This window comes from Bacillus sp. FSL K6-1005, from assembly GCF_038000225.1.
GTDB classification, from domain to species: Bacteria; Bacillota; Bacilli; order Bacillales; family Bacillaceae; genus Bacillus; species Bacillus mojavensis.
Genome location: NZ_JBBOBP010000001.1, coordinates 790,870 through 810,162 on the forward strand (window position 1 = coordinate 790,870; position 19,293 = coordinate 810,162).

20 protein-coding genes, 1 tRNA gene and 1 other annotated feature are annotated in these 19,293 nt (G+C 44.0%); of the genes, 18 read left to right on the top strand and 3 right to left on the bottom strand.

What is annotated here, in order from left to right; all coding sequences use genetic code 11:
* The first annotated feature begins 87 nt into the window (after positions 1–87).
* From sdhC to NST16_RS04000, 12 genes are all read left to right on the top strand, one after another.
* A complete protein-coding gene (gene sdhC / locus NST16_RS03945) occupies positions 88–696 on the top strand; it encodes a succinate dehydrogenase cytochrome B558 (RefSeq protein WP_029441380.1) in 609 nt (202 codons plus the stop codon).
* A gap of 35 nt (positions 697–731) precedes the next feature.
* Entirely contained in the window at positions 732–2,492 is a 1,761-nt protein-coding gene (gene sdhA / locus NST16_RS03950; RefSeq protein WP_010335204.1) for a succinate dehydrogenase flavoprotein subunit, read from the top strand.
* Between the two features lie 2 nt (positions 2,493–2,494).
* Positions 2,495–3,256, top strand: a complete 762-nt coding sequence (gene sdhB, locus NST16_RS03955; protein ID WP_010335203.1) for a succinate dehydrogenase iron-sulfur subunit — start codon at positions 2,495–2,497, stop codon at positions 3,254–3,256.
* Positions 3,257–3,314: 58 nt separating this feature from the next.
* Positions 3,315–3,758, top strand: coding sequence for an acyl-CoA thioesterase (locus tag NST16_RS03960; protein ID WP_340884106.1), 444 nt, complete (start codon positions 3,315–3,317; stop codon positions 3,756–3,758).
* A gap of 115 nt (positions 3,759–3,873) precedes the next feature.
* Positions 3,874–4,098 carry a spore germination transcription factor GerE gene (gerE, locus tag NST16_RS03965; RefSeq protein WP_003184172.1) on the top strand — a complete coding sequence of 75 codons (225 nt, stop codon included), beginning with the start codon at positions 3,874–3,876 and terminating at the stop codon, positions 4,096–4,098.
* Between the two features lie 238 nt (positions 4,099–4,336).
* Positions 4,337–4,777, top strand: coding sequence for a MarR family winged helix-turn-helix transcriptional regulator (locus tag NST16_RS03970; RefSeq protein ID WP_010335201.1), 441 nt, complete (start codon positions 4,337–4,339; stop codon positions 4,775–4,777).
* 7 nt (positions 4,778–4,784) lie between these two features.
* Positions 4,785–5,603, top strand: coding sequence for a glutamate racemase (racE, locus tag NST16_RS03975; RefSeq protein WP_268505200.1), 819 nt, complete (start codon positions 4,785–4,787; stop codon positions 5,601–5,603).
* A 116-nt stretch (positions 5,604–5,719) separates the two neighbouring features.
* On the top strand, positions 5,720–6,820 hold the full coding sequence (gene gerM, locus NST16_RS03980) for a spore germination protein GerM (protein ID WP_029441379.1): 1,101 nt from the start codon (positions 5,720–5,722) through the stop codon (positions 6,818–6,820).
* Positions 6,821–6,930: 110 nt separating this feature from the next.
* On the top strand, positions 6,931–7,668 hold the full coding sequence (gene rph, locus NST16_RS03985) for a ribonuclease PH (RefSeq protein ID WP_010335199.1): 738 nt from the start codon (positions 6,931–6,933) through the stop codon (positions 7,666–7,668).
* A gap of 12 nt (positions 7,669–7,680) precedes the next feature.
* Positions 7,681–8,277: an XTP/dITP diphosphatase gene (locus tag NST16_RS03990; protein ID WP_168748466.1), complete on the top strand. Its 597-nt coding sequence runs from the start codon at positions 7,681–7,683 to the stop codon at positions 8,275–8,277.
* A gap of 14 nt (positions 8,278–8,291) precedes the next feature.
* The gene (locus NST16_RS03995) at positions 8,292–8,801 is read left to right on the top strand and encodes a YfcE family phosphodiesterase (RefSeq protein WP_340884116.1); all 510 of its coding nucleotides are present in this window, start codon (positions 8,292–8,294) and stop codon (positions 8,799–8,801) included.
* A gap of 130 nt (positions 8,802–8,931) precedes the next feature.
* A tRNA-Arg gene (locus NST16_RS04000) sits at positions 8,932–9,005 on the top strand.
* Positions 9,006–9,058: 53 nt separating this feature from the next.
* Here NST16_RS04000 and NST16_RS04005 read toward each other — a convergent pair.
* Positions 9,059–9,889 carry a YsnF/AvaK domain-containing protein gene (locus NST16_RS04005; RefSeq protein ID WP_340884117.1) on the bottom strand — a complete coding sequence of 277 codons (831 nt, stop codon included), beginning with the start codon at positions 9,887–9,889 and terminating at the stop codon, positions 9,059–9,061.
* Between the two features lie 217 nt (positions 9,890–10,106).
* Between NST16_RS04005 and NST16_RS04010 the strand changes: the two genes are divergently transcribed.
* Positions 10,107–11,363: a Kelch repeat-containing protein gene (locus tag NST16_RS04010; RefSeq protein WP_340884119.1), complete on the top strand. Its 1,257-nt coding sequence runs from the start codon at positions 10,107–10,109 to the stop codon at positions 11,361–11,363.
* A gap of 191 nt (positions 11,364–11,554) precedes the next feature.
* Here the strand turns inward: NST16_RS04010 and NST16_RS04015 are convergent, their stop codons facing one another.
* Both NST16_RS04015 and cotQ read right to left on the bottom strand, forming a co-directional pair.
* Positions 11,555–12,010, bottom strand: coding sequence for a GNAT family N-acetyltransferase (locus NST16_RS04015; RefSeq protein WP_268505195.1), 456 nt, complete (start codon positions 12,008–12,010; stop codon positions 11,555–11,557).
* A gap of 170 nt (positions 12,011–12,180) precedes the next feature.
* A complete protein-coding gene (gene cotQ, locus NST16_RS04020) occupies positions 12,181–12,507 on the bottom strand; it encodes an inner spore coat protein CotQ (RefSeq protein ID WP_326190983.1) in 327 nt (108 codons plus the stop codon).
* Between the two features lie 447 nt (positions 12,508–12,954).
* Positions 12,955–13,204, top strand: a binding site (T-box leader).
* A gap of 121 nt (positions 13,205–13,325) precedes the next feature.
* Between cotQ and ilvB the strand changes: the two genes are divergently transcribed.
* The 5 genes from ilvB to leuB are packed head-to-tail and all read left to right on the top strand — an operon-like array spanning position 13,326 to position 19,278.
* The gene (ilvB, locus tag NST16_RS04025; RefSeq protein ID WP_340884124.1) at positions 13,326–15,050 is read left to right on the top strand and encodes an acetolactate synthase large subunit; all 1,725 of its coding nucleotides are present in this window, start codon (positions 13,326–13,328) and stop codon (positions 15,048–15,050) included.
* Positions 15,047–15,565, top strand: a complete 519-nt coding sequence (ilvN, locus tag NST16_RS04030) for an acetolactate synthase small subunit (protein ID WP_010335192.1) — start codon at positions 15,047–15,049, stop codon at positions 15,563–15,565. The genes ilvB and ilvN overlap by 4 nt, the downstream gene beginning before the upstream one ends.
* Before the next feature lie 23 nt (positions 15,566–15,588).
* Complete coding sequence (ilvC, locus tag NST16_RS04035) at positions 15,589–16,617, top strand: ketol-acid reductoisomerase (RefSeq protein WP_010335191.1); 1,029 nt, start codon at positions 15,589–15,591, stop codon at positions 16,615–16,617.
* Positions 16,604–18,160 (top strand): 2-isopropylmalate synthase, encoded by a 1,557-nt coding sequence (locus NST16_RS04040; protein ID WP_168748383.1) that lies wholly within the window; start codon positions 16,604–16,606, stop codon positions 18,158–18,160. The genes ilvC and NST16_RS04040 overlap by 14 nt, the downstream gene beginning before the upstream one ends.
* 20 nt (positions 18,161–18,180) lie before the next feature.
* Positions 18,181–19,278 (top strand): 3-isopropylmalate dehydrogenase, encoded by a 1,098-nt coding sequence (gene leuB / locus NST16_RS04045; RefSeq protein WP_340884132.1) that lies wholly within the window; start codon positions 18,181–18,183, stop codon positions 19,276–19,278.
* Positions 19,279–19,293 lie beyond the last annotated feature (15 nt).

The window sequence follows — 19,293 nt, forward strand, 5'->3', positions numbered from 1 at the left end:
AATAAATCTTAATAAAGTGCTTACAATTGAAAGAAGTGGGGGAAGAGATTTAGCACATTTCGCACTTATCAAACAGGGGGTAAAGTAATGTCTGGGAACAGAGAGTTTTATTTTCGAAGAATGCATTCCTTGCTTGGCGTCATACCGGTCGGCATCTTTTTGATTCAGCATTTGGTCGTCAACCAGTTTGCCGCAAGGGGCGCGGAAGCATTCAATAATGCTGCTCATTTTATGGATAGTCTGCCTTTCAGGTATGCTCTGGAAATCTTTATTATCTTCTTACCTTTAATTTATCATGCAGTTTATGGTGTGTACATAGCGTTTACTGCGAAAAATAACGCAGGCCAATATAGCTATATGCGAAACTGGCTCTTTGTCCTGCAGCGTGTAACGGGTATCATCACCCTCATTTTTGTGAGCTGGCATGTGTGGGAAACACGCATTGCTGCACAGATGGGCGCTGAGGTTAATTTTGACATGATGGCGAATATCTTGAGCTCACCGGCTATGCTGGGCTTTTACATTGTAGGTGTTTTATCCACCATTTTCCACTTCTCGAACGGTTTATGGTCTTTCGCTGTTACATGGGGCATCACGGTAACGCCTCGTTCTCAAAGAATTTCGACATACGTTACGCTGATTATTTTTGTTGCACTGTCTTACGTAGGCTTAAAAGCGATTTTTGCATTTGTATAAGAGAGTACTAGATTACTAGAGGGAGAGGGGCTATCATGAGTCAATCAAGCATTATCGTAGTCGGCGGGGGTCTTGCCGGCCTCATGGCGACAATTAAAGCAGCGGAATCTGGAATGGCGGTTAAGCTGTTTTCCATCGTTCCTGTGAAACGTTCTCATTCGGTTTGTGCCCAAGGCGGCATCAACGGAGCGGTCAATACAAAAGGGGAAGGTGACTCTCCGTGGGAACATTTTGACGATACTGTATACGGGGGAGACTTTCTTGCCAATCAGCCGCCGGTTAAGGCGATGTGTGAAGCGGCGCCGTCAATCATCCACTTATTAGACCGGATGGGCGTCATGTTTAACCGGACGCCTGAGGGGCTGCTTGATTTCCGCCGATTTGGGGGTACACAGCATCACAGAACAGCTTATGCAGGGGCGACGACTGGCCAGCAGCTGCTTTATGCTCTGGACGAGCAAGTGCGCAGATACGAGGTTGCAGGTCTGGTCACAAAATACGAAGGCTGGGAATTCCTTGGCGCTGTATTAGATGATGACAGAACATGCCGCGGAATTGTCGCGCAAAACCTGACAAACATGCAAATTGAATCCTTCCGTTCAGACGCTGTGATTATGGCGACGGGCGGACCGGGAATCATTTTCGGTAAATCCACAAACTCCATGATTAATACAGGGTCTGCTGCATCGATCGTTTATCAGCAGGGAGCGTATTATGCAAATGGAGAATTCATTCAGATCCACCCGACAGCCATACCGGGGGATGATAAATTAAGGCTGATGAGTGAATCTGCACGCGGTGAAGGCGGACGTGTATGGACATACAAAGACGGTAAACCGTGGTATTTCCTTGAGGAGAAATATCCTGCATATGGAAACTTGGTGCCGCGTGATATTGCGACACGCGAAATATTTGATGTGTGTGTGAATCAGAAACTCGGCATCAACGGCGAGAACATGGTATATCTCGATTTGTCTCATAAAGATCCAAAAGAGCTTGACATTAAGCTCGGCGGCATCATTGAAATTTATGAGAAGTTTATGGGAGACGATCCGCGCAAACTTCCGATGAAAATCTTCCCTGCGGTTCATTATTCAATGGGCGGCTTATGGGTTGATTACGATCAAATGACAAATATTCCGGGACTGTTTGCCGCTGGAGAATGTGATTACTCCATGCACGGCGGCAACCGCTTGGGAGCAAACTCCCTGCTCTCCGCGATTTACGGAGGAATGGTAGCCGGGCCGAATGCTGTTAAATATGTAAACGGCTTAGAATCTTCCGCAGAGGATATGTCTTCATCGATATTCGATGCCCATGTGAAAAAAGAAGAAGATAAATGGGCTGAGATTATGAATATGGATGGAAACGAAAATGCGTACGTCCTCCATAGAGAGCTCGGGGAATGGATGACGGCGAATGTGACGGTTGTCCGCCATAACGACAAGCTGTTGAAAACAGATGACAAAATTCAGGAGCTAATGGAGCGGTATAAAAAGATTAACATCAATGACACGACAAAATGGAGCAACCAGGGAGCTATGTTTACACGCCAGCTTTCAAACATGCTTCAGCTTGCCAGGGTGATTACACTGGGTGCTTACAACCGTAATGAAAGCAGGGGCGCCCATTATAAACCGGATTTCCCTGAGCGTAATGACGATGAATGGCTCAAAACAACAATGGCTAAACATGTAAGCCCGTATGAAGCGCCGGAGTTTGAGTATCAGGATGTCGATGTATCACTGATAACGCCTCGGAAACGGGATTACTCGAAGAAGAAGGTGGCGAAATAATCATGAGTGAGAAAAAGACCATACGATTTATTATCACACGTCAAGATACACCCGACAGCACGCCTTACGATGAAGAATTTGAGATTCCATACCGCCCGAATCTGAATGTTATTTCCGCTCTAATGGAAATCCGCCGGAATCCGGTTAATGTAAAAGGTGAAAAGACGACTCCTGTTACTTGGGATATGAACTGTCTTGAAGAAGTATGCGGCGCATGTTCAATGGTCATAAACGGAAAGCCCCGCCAGTCGTGTACGGCGCTTGTTGACCAGCTTGAACAGCCGATCCGCTTAAAACCGATGAAAACATTCCCGGTCGTGCGTGATTTGCAGGTTGACCGCAGCAGAATGTTTAATTCGCTGAAAAAAGTAAAAGCGTGGATACCGATCGACGGCACGTACGATTTAGGACCGGGACCGAGAATGCCGGAAAAACGCCGCCAGTGGGCATATGAATTATCAAAATGCATGACGTGCGGTGTCTGCCTGGAAGCCTGCCCGAATGTAAACAGCAAATCGAAATTCATGGGGCCTGCTCCGATGTCTCAGGTTCGTTTGTTTAACGCCCATCCGACAGGTGCCATGAACAAATCTGACCGGCTGGAAGCACTGATGGAAGAAGGGGGCCTTGCAGATTGCGGCAACTCGCAAAACTGCGTTCAATCCTGCCCGAAAGGCATTCCGCTGACCACTTCTATCGCTGCCTTAAACAGGGATACAAACTTACAAGCATTCCGCAATTTCTTCGGAAGCGACAGAGTATAAGAAGAAAAAACCTCTTCCGCATGGGAGAGGTTTTTTTAACAATAAGGAGATGAGTAAAATGAAGCTTCCTGCTTACATTGACATGCCGTTTCAAAAATGGAAAGAATCCTTTTCTTTTTTTAATGAAGTTTCTGTACGATTTTCTGAGACAGATATGTTTGGACATATGAATAATGTAATCCCTTTCATCTATTTTGAAGAAGCGAGGATATCTTATTTTAAACATTTGAATATCATGAAACAAAATAAGCAAACCATGACCGTCGTCGCCAGTCAGCAATGTGATTATCTGCGCCAAGTCATGCCTTATGAAGACTTGCGTATTTATGTGAAAACAAGCGCTGTCGGCAGTTCATCCCTCACCCTGCATTACCTCGGAGAAAATAGCGTAGGGGAGCCCTGCTTCACCGGAGCTGTTGTCATGGTTCAAGTGTCAAAGGAAAGCGGAAAGGCTGTCAGCTGGACGGATGAGGAGAAAGAAAAGCTTCTCCATACACCATAAACTAATTCTTCTGTAAACGTCACCTCCTGAGCCCTCCTGACATATGATATCTTGACTATATCAAAACCCATTCGTTTCAGATTCGCTCTCACCTTAGCAAGGAGGGTTACAATACTTGAAGGAGAAAGAATTTCAATCGAAGCCGCTGCTAACGAAAAGAGAAAGAGAAGTGTTCGAATTGCTCGTTCAAGATAAGACAACAAAGGAGATTGCAAGCGAGCTATTTATCAGTGAGAAAACCGTTCGAAACCATATTTCAAATGCCATGCAGAAATTGGGTGTGAAAGGGCGTTCGCAAGCCGTTGTTGAGCTTCTTAGAATGGGTGAGCTAGAGCTTTAATCCTTGCCGGTATTCCTTCTTTTCAGGAGGGAGCCGGTTATTGCTGTTTGTCTGAAAAGTTCCGAATTCCTATTTTAAACCAGGATGATACGATATAAAACAAGATTTCAATTTGCTTTCATTTGCCTAATGTCCCTCTATTTCTCGTCCCGCGAGTCTTGCATTTTCTATAGAAAAGAAGGAAAATAGACACGGAACGCTTTTGTGCGTAAGAGATCCTTGAGTGAGGGATGGACAAATGACATCAAAACCTTTGGAGCATGTTGCGGACATTGAAAAGTCGCTCCGCCACATTGCCGCGATCATTAAACAAAAAGGAAGAGAAATCCTAAACCAATACGCAATTACGCCGCCGCAATTTGTCGGTCTGCAATGGCTTTATGAGTTAGGAGACATGACAATCGGCGAACTATCGGGGAAAATGTATCTGGCATGCAGCACGACAACGGACTTAATCGACCGCATGCAAAAAAATGAGCTTGTCGAGCGGGTAAAGGACCCGGCGGACAGACGTGTCGTCAGGATACACCTTCTGCCAGAAGGAGAACGCATTATCCAAGAAGTCATTACAAAAAGGCAGGAATACCTGCGTGATATGTTCGAAACGTTTACAGATGAAGAAATAGCCATCTTCGAAAAATCATTGATGAAACTGCAGCAAGAAATGAAGAGAAAATGAGGCGATTTTGTTGGAACAACCAATAGGAGTCATTGATTCCGGGGTTGGCGGGTTAACCGTTGCAAAGGAAATCATGAGACAGCTACCAAAAGAAAATATAATCTACGTAGGGGATACGAAACGGTGTCCATACGGGCCGCGTCCTAAAGAAGAAGTGCTTCAATACACGTGGGAGCTGACAAATTATTTGTTGAAAAACCACCACATTAAGATGCTGGTGATCGCCTGCAACACCGCGACAGCAATTGCACTGGAAGACATCCAGCGCGACGTCGATATTCCGGTGGTCGGGGTGATCCAGCCTGGTGCGCGGGCAGCGATAAAAGTGACGGGAAATCAGCATATCGGTGTGATCGGCACAGAAAATACCATTAAGAGCAATGCTTATGAAGAAGCCCTTCTGGCATTAAATGCCGAACTGAAGGTTGAAAATCTTGCCTGTCCGCTGCTTGTGCCGTTTGTGGAAAGCGGAAAGTTTCTGGACAAAACAGCAGACGAGATTGTCAAAACATCACTATCTCCGTTAAAAGATACATCGATTGACTCGCTGATTTTAGGCTGCACCCATTACCCTATTTTAAAAGACGCGATTCAAAGATATATGGGAGAGCATGTGAATATTATTTCGTCAGGCGATGAAACAGCCCGGGAAGTAAGTACGATTCTATCGTATAAAGGACTGCTGAATCAATCTTCGTTTACCCCGAATCATCAATTCCTGACTACAGGAGAACGGGATCAGTTTGCGAAAATAGCAGATGACTGGTTTGGCCATGAAGTAGGTCACGTAGAATGCATCTCTTTGCGAGAACCAATTAGAAGATAGTTTTGCCCCCGCAACGGCGTGTTGCGGGTTTTTTGTGTTTTTAATGGAATTCATCGGTCTATTTCCCGCTGAGGCTCGTATACATAGTAGTACAAACAGCCTTAGGAGGGAAAAGTATGCTGAAAAAAGGACCTGCAGTCATTGGTGCCACTTGTCTCACCTCTGCCTTGCTTTTATCCGGGTGCGGTTTATTTCAATCCGATAAGACAGCCGAGGAAATCGATCCGCCTCAAGACGTTACATACGTAAATGATGAAGCGGGGACCGATTCAAATACAACAGCAGCCGAAAAAACAAAAAATGAAAAAAGTGATACCGAAAAAGCGAATCAGGACTCTTCTACAGTGATGAGGGAGCTTTATCTCATTGATAAAAACGGTTATGTCGTTGCGCAAACGATGCCTCTTCCGAAAAGTGAAGGAACGGCTAAGCAGGCGCTTGAATACCTTGTGCAGGGCGGGCCTGTGTCAGAGATTCTGCCGAATGGCTTCAGAGCCGTTTTGCCGGCTGACACAACTGTTAACGTAGACATCAAAAAAGATGGCACTGCTATAGCGGACTTCTCGAAAGAATTTAAAAACTATAAGAAGGAAGATGAACAGAAAATCGTCCAATCGGTGACGTGGACGCTGACTCAATTCAGTTCAATTGATAAAGTGAAGCTGAGAATCAACGGCCATGAACTGAAGGAGATGCCTGTAGGCGGCACGCCGATCTCAGACGATTTAAGCCGTAAGGACGGGATTAATTTGGAAACTGCCGGCGTCAATGATCTCACAGCTACACATCCGCTGACAGTCTATTATTTAGCGGAAAACGATGACAGTGAATATTACGTGCCGGTAACAAAACGAATTGACAATTCCAAAACAGACGACATTACAGCGGCTATTAATGAACTGGCTGAGGGCCCGAGCAAGGCGAGCGGCCTGTTGACGGATTTCAGCGAAGATGTGAAGCTGGTCAGTAAGCCGAAAATCAAAGATGGACGTGTAACGCTAGATTTTAATCAATCCATTTTTGGAAGCGCCGATGAAAAGACGAAAATGATTTCTTCAGAAGTGCTTAACAGCATTGTGCTGACTTTAACAGAGCAGCCGGATGTAAAAAGCGTATCCGTTAAAGTGAACGGGAAAGCCGAACTCGTGAACGAAAAAGGCGAAAAACTTTCAGAAGCGGTATCCAGACCGTCTCAAGTGAATACGGGTAGTTTTTAAATTGGGATTTTTGATATACTAGAAAGAAAGAGGTTAGCGTTCCGGCTGCCTCTTTCTTTATTCAATTCCGGGACAAAAATGGTTTATGTACATACAATCGGAGGTAAAACATGAGACATGACGGAAGACAACATGATGAGCTGCGTCCAATTACATTTGATTTGGACTTTATCAGCCATCCGGAAGGGTCTGTTCTAATAACAGCGGGAAATACAAAAGTAATCTGCAACGCATCTGTAGAGGACCGGGTACCACCGTTTTTGCGGGGCGGAGGCAAAGGGTGGATTACAGCTGAGTACAGCATGCTGCCGCGGGCTACAAATCAAAGAACGATCAGAGAATCTTCCAAAGGGAAAATTTCCGGCAGAACGATGGAAATTCAGCGTTTGATCGGCCGCGCGCTTCGGGCAGTCGTTGATTTAGAGAAACTGGGTGAACGTACGATTTGGATTGACTGTGATGTCATTCAAGCGGACGGAGGAACAAGAACGGCTTCCATTACCGGAGCATATCTTGCCATGGCGATCGCAATTGGCAAGCTGCTCAAAGCGGGAACGATTAAAACAAACCCGCTCACTGATTTCCTGGCAGCGATTTCTGTCGGAATTGATAAAGAGCAGGGAATTTTGTTAGATTTAAATTATGAAGAAGATTCTGCTGCTGAAGTTGATATGAATGTCATCATGACAGGCAGCGGCCGCTTTGTGGAGCTTCAGGGAACAGGGGAAGAGGCAACCTTTTCACGTGAGGATCTGAATGGCCTTCTCAGTCTTGCAGAAAAAGGCATTCAGGAACTGATTGACAAGCAAAAAGAAGTACTGGGCGATTCTCTTCCAGAACTGAAATAATGACAGAAAGGCTTGATCATCATGAAAGAAGCAATTATTGCGACTCACAATCCGGGAAAAGTGAAGGAATTTAAAGAAATCCTTGAGCCGAGAGGGTACGAGGTAAAATCATTAGCTGAAATCGGATTTACAGAAGAGATAGAAGAAACAGGCCATACGTTTGAAGAAAATGCGATTCTAAAAGCGGAAGCGGTAGCAAAAGCAGTGAACAAAATGGTCATTGCAGACGACTCGGGTTTGTCCGTTGATAATTTAGGAGGCCGCCCCGGCGTCTATTCAGCACGCTATGCAGGGGAACAGAAAGATGACCAGGCGAATATCGATAAAGTGCTGAGCGAGCTGAAAGGCATCGAAAAAGAGCAGCGTACGGCCCGTTTTCGCTGCGCGCTTGCCGTGAGTATTCCGGGAGAGGAAACAAAAACTGTTGAGGGGCATGTTGAAGGGTATATTGCCGAGGAGCCGAAAGGAGAATACGGCTTTGGCTATGACCCCATCTTTATCGTCAAAGATAAAGATAAGACAATGGCAGAGCTGACAAGTGATGAAAAAAATAAAATCAGCCACAGGGCTGACGCACTTAAAAAGCTGTCGAAGCTCTTGGAGGCATAAGGGGGAGCGTATATATGAACGTGCTGATTATCAGTGACAGCCATGGACTTGAAGAAGAACTCCAAACCATCGCGAAACGTCATGAAGCGGATGTTGATCTCATGATTCATTGCGGAGACTCTGAGCTTGAAACCGGCCATCCGTCGTTAGAGCCTTATTCCGTTGTAAAAGGCAATTGTGATTTTATCGGCGATTTTAAGGACGAGCTCCTGCTGACGGCCGGTTCCAAAAAAATATTGGTTACGCATGGACACCTTCATGGTATTAAACAGACCTTGCTAAACGTATACTATCGTGCAGAGGAGCTTGGAGCGGAAATCATTTGCTTCGGGCATTCACACATCGCAGGAAGCGAAATGCTGCGCGGAAAACTGATGATTAATCCAGGCAGCATCCGCCTTCCAAGGGTGCGCAGCACAGAAAGCTATGCTATACTGTCTTTAGAAAATGATACAGCAACAGTGCGTTTTTATAACCAAGCAGGCGATGAAATCATTGATTTGCAACACCGTGTAACCCTATGAAATATCACATGAGGAAGAAAATTTTCTTCCTCATGAAAAAAATTCTAAAAAACCGTTGACTTATCATTGCAACCCATATATAATAAATCTTGTCGCTGATAGTTAAAGCGAAAACGAAAAAACAAAACGTGTCCCAGTAGCTCAGCTGGATAGAGCAACGGCCTTCTAAGCCGTCGGTCGGGAGTTCGAATCTCTCCTGGGACGTACCAAGAAAAAACCTCAAATCCTTTAAGGATTTGAGGTTTTTGTTATGATGCTTATTTGTTATTTAACGTATCATCATCATCCAGGTCGCGGACATTTCCTTCTTTATTCAGACGAGGTTCTTCTTTTTTTACAGTTTCAGAAATATGCTCATTTTCTTCGACAGTCCGTTTCCCGATAACCACTTCATCCGTAACAACGGGTTTTTTGGTCACTTCAAGCTTTTCCTCAACGATAGGAACTCTGACCGTTTCTGAGTCATTTACGGGAGAAGCGTCTGCCGTGTTTTCATCCACCGGACGGCGTTCAACGTAAATTTCATCATGTCTTACCGGAACGTCTATATCTCTTTGTTCTGTTTTGACTTCTTTTCCGATTTCCACTTCACCGGTTTGGATATCTTCTTTATCCACTTTCAGCTGTTCTTCTCGAAGCGGCAGGGTCTTTTCTTCTTTTGTTGTATAATCCACTGTCTCATTTGCATTTGCAAAGCCGCCTGAAAGGGCATTGCCGTTATCAATAGGCGTATCTAAGTCTGCGTCTGTATCAACGGCTACGAGAAGCTTTCCGTCATCCAGGTCCTCTTGGTACTTGTCTATTTCGTCATTTGAGATATCCAGGTCTGATAATACTTTGCTGTGTGCGCCTGTATCATCCATTGTGAAATAATCTTTCAGTTTATCGAAAAAGGATTCAGAATCACTATCATTTGCTTCAAGGGCTTGATTTACTTCTGTCCCTGTACGAGATTCGAGATAATCGGTATCCCGGCGATTTGTGACAACAGAAATATCGTCAGAATCATACCCCTTCGTTAGTAAGCCTTCAATCACTGCAATGGTCTCTTGCGGAGTTTCGTATACACCAACTACACTTTTTGTCATATTAATCTCCTCCTTTATGATTTTGCATTATATCGTTCATGTCGTTTGTAATTCCCGCTGCTCTTTAAAATAAACAAGATTGAAAACATCCGAGTTTTTTAGAGAAAACTCGTATTAGAATTTCCTGAAAAATGAATATACAGGAAAAGATATGAAAAAAATCATAGTCTTGCCGATATTTGTTATGTGAAACAATTAAATAAAGGAGTGTTTTCTTTTGAAAAAATGGTTCGTTGTTTGTTTCTTATTCGTGATTACGCTGTTTCAATCGCTCCAAACAGTTAGCGCGGAAACAGTTGAATGGAAAGAAAGAGCAGATTTGCCTGAGCCGCGTGTCGGCGCAAGCAGCGGTGTAGTAGATGGAAAGATATATGTGATAGGTGGCGGAACAGTAAAATCAGGTACTTATGGAAATCAAACGTTTGTCTATGATCCTAAAACAAATGAATGGACAAGAAAAGCCGACATGCCCACAGCGAGGGGGGGAGCTGCATCAGTTACTGTAGATGGGAAAATTTATGTCTTGGGCGGAATGTCAAACGATGGAGCTGTCAACACAATAGAAGTATATGATCCAAAAAAAGACACGTGGGAAAAATTAGATGATCTTCCTTTTGAAAGAAAGGTTCCAGCCTATCAAATATACGCTGAAGTTATAGGAAAGAAAATTTACGTGGTAGGCTTCGAAAATAGGTTTGATGGAACCACTTACAGTTATGATCTCGAAACGAAGAAATGGGAGAAAAAACAGATATTGAAAAATTATGAGGTAACTGGAGCTTCTACAGCAGTAATTGATAATAAACTATATTTACTTGGCGGAACGCATTATACTCCCCAAATCGTTTATGTTTATGATCCAGAAAAAGATACGTGGGTAAAAAATGGTACCGGATTCACAGCAGGGTATTATTCTGCTCTTGCTTACAAAGGAAAAATTCTGATGACTGGAGGTGTAAACCGAATTAAGGTGTACGATCCTAAAAGTCAATCAGTTACAGCCGTGACAAATCCGAAAGCTTTATACAGAATGGTGCATTCTTCTGTCATTATTGATGATACACTTTACGTAATTGGTGGAAGAGAAGAAAATTCCAGTTTTGGTGGATATGCAAATTCTAAAATTAAATCGGTTATATCTATTTCGTTAAAAGATTTAAATATACCATCCGATTCAGAGGAAACTCCGGGAGATAAGGATAAAGAATCAACAACACCTTCTGAGGATAATTCAGCAGAAGACGGAGACGCCCTCCTTGTTATTACAATGGTAAACGGTTTGCAAAAAGAATATCAGCTGTCCATGAAAGAAGTGAACGGTTTCCTCAAATGGTATAAGCAGCGTGATGCTGGAGAGGGACCGGGATTTTATGAAATTGATGAGCATGACAACAACAAAGGGCCTTTTGAAAGTAAAAAGGATTATGTTGTGTTTAAAAATATTTTGATGTACGAAGTGAATAAATATAAATAATAATTCAATCATCCAGTACAATGCTGGATGTTTTTTTTGTGTGATAAGCAATCGAGAAAGTTGTCTAGAAGGAAAAAACGTAGCAGATTGCTAATGTAGAATGCTGCCTAGATAGCAGAAGATGAATTGTAACCACAAAAAAAGACAGATAAGACAGAAACATAGTCCCGCACTTATCTATCCTTTATATTTCACAATTCCTTTGTCATAAACACGCTGTTCGGATCTTCCGTATAGTCTGCAAACGGCTGGCAATACCGGAAACCGAAGCTTTCATAAAGTTTTCTTGCCGGCTCGAAAGAAGCCATCGACCCCGTTTCCAAACTCAAGCGCTGATAGCCGCGCCGCTTGGCTTCTTCTATAATGTGCTGAAGAACCTTGCTGGCGACGCCCTTTCTTAAATGGGAAGAAGAGGTTCGCATCGACTTAATTTCTCCATGCCGGCGGTCCAGTTCTTTTAGTGCTCCGCAGCCGGCCAATTCATTGTCGTCCCATGCGCTCCAAAATGTAATCTCAGGTTTTTTCAGCCTTTCTATGTCCAGGGCATGAATACTTTCAGCCGGAGACATGAGAGTCATGCTATGTAAATGCTCACTTACTAATTCGATCACTTGATGTCCGGTCAAATCATCTACTTTAATATGCAAAATGAATTCCTCCTCAAAAACCGTCACTCTGAACATACTTATCCTTTATCTTAAAATATATCCTTTTTGCTTCCAAATAGTAAGATAGGAAACCGAACATTCTATTAGCTTTATGTAAAGATGAATAAATTAATAAGTGCCGAACATAGATGTTCGGCACCTGATGATATTTAATATCGAAATCCTCCGTGTACACCAGATGCTCCGCTGAACCCTCCGGCGTGCGTCGCCGGGATACTAAAACCGCCGCCATGGCCGCTATAGCCGGCACCTGAAAATTGCTGCCCGTAAAATCCTGAAGCATATGGAAATGAAGAGTACATAGCAGATGGGGTGCTTAGCGGGCTGTATGTCTGACTGAACGGCTGTCCGTATCCAAAGCCTCCAAATGGCTGGTGGCCTTGCTGATAAAAGCCAGGGGCTGCCGGATAAAATGGCTGGGGAAAGCTTGGAAAACCCCCGGGAAATCCTTGGATGTCTGCAAATGATTTATTCATCGTATCACCTTTTCTTTGCAAGATACCACCAGTGTATGACGAAAAATAATGAAAGAGCCTATCCGAACTGAAATTGTTTTTTGCGAGAAGATCTTTCATATAGACGTCTCATTGAAACAATAACACGTCATATTATGTGACATATTTATATGAAATTGAAAAATTTGAGTGTAAACTTGATAGATTAATAAAAAAATTACAAAAACTTTTATCTTTTGAAATGCCTTATATACCAATAATGAAAGCGTATACAGTATAGTTTGATTAATCTAAATTGTCTAATAATTTTAAAAAAGGCTGTTGACACTGCGTCCAAAGCGGCGTAATATGAGTTCAACAAAAGATAAACGCAAGTTTCACAAGCGCAAATGATTGCAGTAGGATACTAAAAAAATGAAAAAAAACGATCTTCTTGGACGGCAGAATAGATGTTCAAGAGACTCAATATGAAAAGCGCAGATGAGGATAAGTAGCCTTGAAAAAGCTTTCCACAGAGAACCGGATTAGCTGAGAACCGGCGAAGCTTTACAAGGTGAACTCGCCTCAGAGTGCCAGTCTGAAATCACAGTAGGACTTGGCCGGGTGAACGATGATGTTTACTCGTTATTAAAACGGATAGGAATATCCATGAGACGGCCGTATCAAAGGCCGTAAACAAGGGTGGTACCGCGGAAAGAAGAGCCTTTTCGCCCCTTTTGGCTATCGCATTCACTGCGCGGCTGATTGTGGGCGGAAGGGCTTTTTTTATTGAATAATCAGCTATAAAGCTAATAATTGATGATCTTTAGAGGATGAAAATCCAAAAGGAGGAACTAAAAATGGGGACTAATGTACAGGTGGATTCAGCATCTGCCAAATGTACACAGACGATGAGCGGAGCGTTAATGCTGATTGAATCATTAAAGAAAGAAAAAGTAGAAATGATATTCGGCTATCCGGGTGGAGCTGTACTTCCGATCTACGATAAGCTGTACAATTCGGGAATGGTACATATCCTACCCCGACACGAGCAAGGCGCTATTCATGCAGCGGAAGGATACGCGAGAGTTTCTGGAAAACCAGGGGTCGTTATTGCGACATCAGGTCCGGGAGCGACAAACCTTGTTACTGGACTTGCGGATGCTATGATTGATTCACTGCCTTTAGTCGTCTTTACAGGACAGGTGGCAACCTCCGTTATCGGCACCGACGCTTTTCAGGAAGCGGACATCTTAGGAATTACAATGCCGGTTACAAAACACAGCTATCAGGTCCGCCAGCCGGAAGACCTGCCGCGCATCATTAAAGAAGCATTCCATATTGCAAAAACGGGAAGACCGGGACCTGTACTAATCGATATTCCGAAAGATGTTGCAACAATTGAAGGGGAATTCAGCTATGATCACGAGATGAATCTCCCGGGATATCAGCCGACAACGGAGCCGAATTATTTGCAGATCCGCAAGCTTGTGGAAGCCGTAAGCAGCGCAAAGAAACCGGTTATCCTAGCGGGCGCGGGCGTATTGCACGGAAAAGCGTCAGAAGAATTAAAAAATTATGCCGAGCAGCAGCAAATTCCGGTCGTACACACGCTTTTAGGGCTCGGGGGATTCCCGGCAGACCATCCGCTTTTCTTAGGAATGGCGGGTATGCACGGCACTTATACAGCGAACATGGCCCTTCATGACTGTGATCTATTAATCAGTATCGGCGCCCGTTTTGATGACCGCGTCACCGGAAACCTGAAGCATTTTGCGAGAAACGCAAAGATTGCCCACATTGATATTGATCCGGCTGAAATCGGAAAAATCATGAAAACACAGATTCCGGTTGTCGGCGACAGCAAAGTTGTCCTGCAAGAGCTGATCAAACAAAACGGCAAACAAGGCGATTCAAGCGAATGGAAAAAACAGCTTGCCGAGTGGAAGGAAGAGTATCCGCTCTGGTATGTAGACAATGAAGAAGAAGGCTTTAAGCCTCAGAAACTGATTGAGTACATTCATCAATTTACAAAGGGCGAAGCCATTGTCGCAACGGATGTCGGCCAGCATCAAATGTGGTCAGCACAATTTTATCCGTTCAAAAAGGCAGATAAATGGGTGACATCAGGCGGTCTTGGAACGATGGGTTTCGGCCTTCCGGCAGCGATTGGCGCACAGCTGGCCGATAAAGATGCAACCGTGGTGGCGGTGCTTGGAGATGGCGGTTTTCAAATGACGCTTCAGGAACTTGATGTTATTCGCGAATTGAATCTGCCGGTTAAAGTTGTGATCTTGAATAATGCTTGTCTCGGAATGGTAAGACAGTGGCAGGAAATTTTCTATGAAGAGCGTTATTCAGAATCTAAATTCGCTTCACAGCCTGACTTTGTCAAATTGTCAGAAGCATACGGCATTAAAGGCATCAGAATCTCCTCTGATGCAGAAGCGAAGGAAAAGCTGGAAGAGGCATTAACATCGAAAGAACCGGTTGTCATTGACGTTCGGGTTGCCAGTGAAGAAAAAGTATTCCCGATGGTGGCTCCGGGGAAAGGGCTGCATGAAATGGTGGGGGTGAAACCTTGAAAAGAATTATCACATTGACTGTGGTGAACCGCTCCGGCGTGTTAAACCGGATCACCGGTCTATTTACAAAAAGACACTACAACATTGAAAGCATTACAGTTGGACACACAGAAACAACAGGCGTTTCCAGAATCACCTTTGTCGTTCACGTTGAAGGAGAAAATGATGTTGAACAGCTGACAAAACAGCTTAACAAACAAATTGATGTGCTGAAAGTCACTGACATCACAAATCAATCAATTGTCCAAAGGGAGCTGGCCTTAATCAAGGTCGTTTCCGCACCGTCAACGAGGACAGAGATTAACGGAATGATAGAGCCGTTCAGAGCTTCTGTCGTTGACGTCAGCAGAGACAGCATCGTTGTACAGGTGACTGGCGAATCAAACAAAATTGAAGCGCTGATTGAATTACTAAAGCCTTATGGAATTAAAGAAATTGCGAGAACAGGTACAACGGCTTTTGCGAGGGGCACTCAGCAAAAGGCGTCATCCAATAAAACAATATCTATTGTATAAAACATAACAAGGGAGAGATTGAAATGGTAAAAGTATATTATAACGGTGATATCAAAGAGAACGTATTGGCTGGGAAAACAGTAGCGATTATCGGCTATGGCTCACAAGGGCATGCACATGCGCTGAACCTGAAAGAAAGCGGAATTGACGTGATTGTCGGTGTCAGACAAGGAAAATCTTTCACTCAGGCGCAAGAAGACGGACATCGAGTATTTACAGTAAAAGAAGCTGCGGCTCAAGCTGAAATCATTATGGTTCTTCTTCCGGATGAACAGCAGCAAAAAGTATATGAAGCTGAAATCAAAGATGAGCTGACTGCAGGCAAGTCATTGGTCTTCGCTCACGGATTTAACGTTCATTTCCACCAAATTGTTCCTCCGGCAGATGTTGACGTATTCTTGGTAGCGCCTAAAGGTCCTGGACATTTGGTTAGAAGAACATATGAGCAGGGAGCAGGCGTACCGGCGTTGTTCGCGATCTATCAGGATGTGACAGGTGAAGCGAAAGATAAAGCTTTGGCATATGCAAAAGGAATCGGCGGAGCAAGAGCAGGCGTTTTGGAAACGACATTTAAAGAAGAAACAGAAACGGATCTGTTCGGTGAGCAAGCTGTACTTTGCGGAGGATTAACGTCCCTAGTAAAAGCTGGTTTTGAAACATTAACTGAAGCTGGTTATCAGCCGGAACTTGCATATTTTGAATGTCTTCATGAGCTGAAATTGATCGTTGACCTGATGTATGAAGAAGGATTGGCAGGCATGAGATACTCTATTTCTGATACTGCTCAATGGGGAGACTTCGTATCCGGGCCGCGTGTTGTAGACGCAAAAGTAAAAGAATCAATGAAAGAAGTCTTAAAAGACATCCAAGACGGAACATTTGCAAAAGAGTGGATCGTAGAAAACCAAGTAAACCGTCCTCGTTTCAACGCAATCAATACGAGCGAAAACGAACATCAAATCGAAGTGGTGGGAAGAAAGCTTCGTGAAATGATGCCGTTTGTCAAACAAGGCAAGAAGAAGGAAGCGGTGGTCTCCGTTGCGCAAAATTAATTTTTTCGATACGACGCTTCGTGATGGTGAACAGTCCCCTGGAGTAAACTTAAATACACAGGAGAAACTTGCCATAGCAAAGCAGCTCGAAAGACTCGGGGCAGATATCATTGAAGCGGGATTTCCCGCTTCGTCCCGAGGTGACTTTTTAGCTGTGCAGGAAATCGCAAAAACCATTAAAAATTGTTCTGTCACAGGTCTTGCCCGCTGTGTAAAAGGTGATATTGATGCTGCATGGGAAGCGTTAAAAGACGGTGCTCAGCCAAGAATTCACGTCTTCATTGCCACATCGGACATTCATTTAAAACACAAGCTGAAAATGACGCGTGAACAGGTCATTGAAAGAGCGGTTGAAATGGTGAAATACGCAAAAGAGCGTTTCCCGATTGTTCAATGGTCTGCTGAGGATGCCTGCCGAACTGAACTGCCGTTTTTAGCAGAAATCGTAGAAAAAGTGATTGACGCAGGGGCTAGTGTCATCAACCTTCCGGATACAGTCGGCTATTTGGCTCCGGCTGAATACGGGAATATCTTTAAATATATGAAAGAGAACGTTCCAAACATACATCAAGCAAAGCTGTCAGCTCACTGCCACGATGATTTGGGAATGGCAGTCGCCAATTCTCTCTCAGCGATCGAAAATGGCGCTGATCAAATTGAATGTGCGATTAACGGAATTGGTGAAAGAGCCGGAAACGCTGCCTTAGAGGAAATCGCAGTTGCCCTTCATACCAGAAAAGATTTCTATCAAGTCGAAACAGGCATTACGCTAAATGAAATAAAACGCACTAGTGATTTAGTAAGTAAGTTCACAGGTATGGTTGTTCCGCGAAATAAAGCGGTAGTGGGCGACAATGCATTTGCTCATGAATCAGGCATCCACCAGGACGGCTTCTTAAAAGAAAAATCAACATACGAAATTATTTCACCAGAGCTTGTCGGTGTAACGGCAGATGCGCTTGTCCTAGGCAAGCATTCAGGACGCCATGCATTTAAAGACCGGCTGACAGCATTGGGATTCCAATTTGATAGTGAAGAGATTAATAAGTTCTTTACGATGTTTAAAGAGTTGACTGAGAAGAAAAAAGAAATCACTGATGAGGATCTTGTCTCTCTTATTTTAGAAGAAAAAGTAACAGACCGCAAGATTGGGTATGAATTTCTTTCTCTGCAAGTCCATTATGGAACATCTCAGGTCCCTACAGCTACGGTTTCTTTGAAAAATCAAGAAAACGCCCAGCTTATTCAGGAAGCGGCTACAGGAGCCGGTAGCGTGGAAGCGATATACAATACCCTTGAACGCTGTATCGATAAAGATGTGGAGCTCTTAGACTACCGCATTCAGTCTAATAGAAAGGGCGAAGACGCATTTGCCCAGGTTTATGTAAGAGTAGTAGTAAACGGAAAAGAATCCGCAGGGCGGGGCATAGCGCAAGACGTATTAGAAGCTTCGGCGAAAGCCTATCTGAACGCAGTCAACCGTCAATTGGTTTTCCAGTCTAATATGAACGGACTGCAAAACCATACAGCTGTCGGATCATAATAGAAAGGAGAACGGTTAACTTGAAGAAACGGATTGCTCTATTGCCCGGAGACGGGATCGGCCCTGAAGTATTAGAATCAGCGACAGACGTGCTGAAAAGTGTTGCCGAACGCTTCAGCCATGAATTTGAATTTGAATACGGCCTTATTGGAGGAGCGGCAATTGATGAACACAACAACCCTCTCCCAGAGGAAACCATTGCGATTTGTAAAAAGGCTGATGCTATTTTGCTTGGTGCTGTCGGCGGCCCGAAATGGGATCAAAACCCTTCGGAACTGAGGCCAGAAAAAGGGCTGCTCGGCATTAGAAAACAGCTTGACCTGTTTGCGAATTTGCGGCCTGTGAAAGTGTTTGAAAGCCTTTCTGACGCTTCGCCTTTGAAAAAAGAATATATTGATAACGTTGATTTCGTTATCGTTCGTGAACTGACAGGCGGTTTGTATTTCGGCCAGCCGAGCAAACGCTATGTAAACGTTGAAGGTGAGCAAGAAGCGGTAGACACACTGTTTTATAAGAGGGAAGAAATTGAACGCGTGATCAGAGAGGGCTTTAAAATGGCGGCTGCCAGAAAAGGCAAGGTTACCTCTGTTGATAAAGCGAACGTTCTTGAATCAAGCAGGCTGTGGCGCGAAGTGGCTGAAGACGTCGCAAAAGACTATCCTGATGTGAAACTTGAGCATATGCTCGTTGATAACGCGGCAATGCAGCTAATTTATGCACCGAATCAATTTGATGTCGTGGTGACTGAAAATATGTTTGGTGACATTTTAAGCGACGAAGCGTCCATGCTAACAGGTTCTCTCGGAATGCTTCCGTCAGCGAGCCTATCAAGCTCAGGACTCCATTTGTTCGAGCCTGTACATGGCTCTGCACCTGACATAGCAGGGAAAGGAATGGCAAATCCATTTGCGGCTATATTGTCAGCGGCAATGCTTTTGAGAACATCTTTCGGGCTTGAAGAAGAAGCGAAAGCTGTAGAAGATGCGGTCAACCAGGTTCTTACCTCTGGAAAAAGAACAAGAGACTTGGCAAGAGGTGAGGAATACAGCAGCACTCAGGCCATTACAGAGGAAGTTAAGACAGCATTGATGAGTGAAAATACAATTTCTAACGTGTGACAGCTTATGGTGTAA

What these genes read in the sequence shown, in the direction of transcription:
- cotQ (WP_326190983.1), bottom strand. Translation starts at nt 12,507, where the DNA reads ATGAATAAATCATTTGCAGACATCCAAGGATTTCCCGGGGGTTTTCCA.
- NST16_RS03960 (WP_340884106.1), top strand. Translation starts at nt 3,315, where the DNA reads ATGAAGCTTCCTGCTTACATTGACATGCCGTTTCAAAAATGGAAAGAA.
- ilvB (WP_340884124.1), top strand. Translation starts at nt 13,326, where the DNA reads ATGGGGACTAATGTACAGGTGGATTCAGCATCTGCCAAATGTACACAG.
- gerM (WP_029441379.1), top strand. Translation starts at nt 5,720, where the DNA reads ATGCTGAAAAAAGGACCTGCAGTCATTGGTGCCACTTGTCTCACCTCT.
- NST16_RS03995 (WP_340884116.1), top strand. Translation starts at nt 8,292, where the DNA reads ATGAACGTGCTGATTATCAGTGACAGCCATGGACTTGAAGAAGAACTC.
- NST16_RS03970 (WP_010335201.1), top strand. Translation starts at nt 4,337, where the DNA reads ATGACATCAAAACCTTTGGAGCATGTTGCGGACATTGAAAAGTCGCTC.
- sdhC (WP_029441380.1), top strand. Translation starts at nt 88, where the DNA reads ATGTCTGGGAACAGAGAGTTTTATTTTCGAAGAATGCATTCCTTGCTT.
- ilvC (WP_010335191.1), top strand. Translation starts at nt 15,589, where the DNA reads ATGGTAAAAGTATATTATAACGGTGATATCAAAGAGAACGTATTGGCT.
- sdhB (WP_010335203.1), top strand. Translation starts at nt 2,495, where the DNA reads ATGAGTGAGAAAAAGACCATACGATTTATTATCACACGTCAAGATACA.
- rph (WP_010335199.1), top strand. Translation starts at nt 6,931, where the DNA reads ATGAGACATGACGGAAGACAACATGATGAGCTGCGTCCAATTACATTT.
- NST16_RS04005 (WP_340884117.1), bottom strand. Translation starts at nt 9,889, where the DNA reads ATGACAAAAAGTGTAGTTGGTGTATACGAAACTCCGCAAGAGACCATT.
- sdhA (WP_010335204.1), top strand. Translation starts at nt 732, where the DNA reads ATGAGTCAATCAAGCATTATCGTAGTCGGCGGGGGTCTTGCCGGCCTC.